At 61.5% G+C, this 288-nt stretch carries 1 protein-coding gene; it reads left to right on the top strand.

What is annotated here, in order from left to right; genetic code table 11:
- Window positions 1–36: 36 nt before the first annotated feature.
- Window positions 37–288, top strand: a 252-nt coding sequence (locus ACQG3P_RS19320) for a hypothetical protein (protein ID WP_426805941.1), incomplete at its 3' end; no start/stop codon positions are given.

Genomic DNA, 288 nt, shown 5'->3' on the forward strand with positions numbered 1-288 from the left:
TCGCCGACAAGGGAGTACTTCCGATGGAGGAGAAGCATGCGCAGTTCAAAGATGGATTCCTGCAACGATCCCAGCCAGCAGGTTGGCATCGGCTGGTATCAGCCCACGAGCCTACGCATTTCCGCCCTGCGGCACCCTGCCGGCAATATCCTGCCGCCGGACCTGTCCATTCCCTACCGGTCGCTGTGCGGAGTGTGGTTGGAGCGGTTGGGGTTCAAGACCGGTCATCGTGGGTGTGTAGAAGTGACACCCGGGCGCGTTACGTTGACGCTGGATGAGACGCCGGTG

The sequence above is a fragment of the Stenotrophomonas sp. SrG genome (assembly GCF_050031795.1).
Classification (GTDB): domain Bacteria; phylum Pseudomonadota; class Gammaproteobacteria; order Xanthomonadales; family Xanthomonadaceae; genus Stenotrophomonas; species Stenotrophomonas rhizophila_A.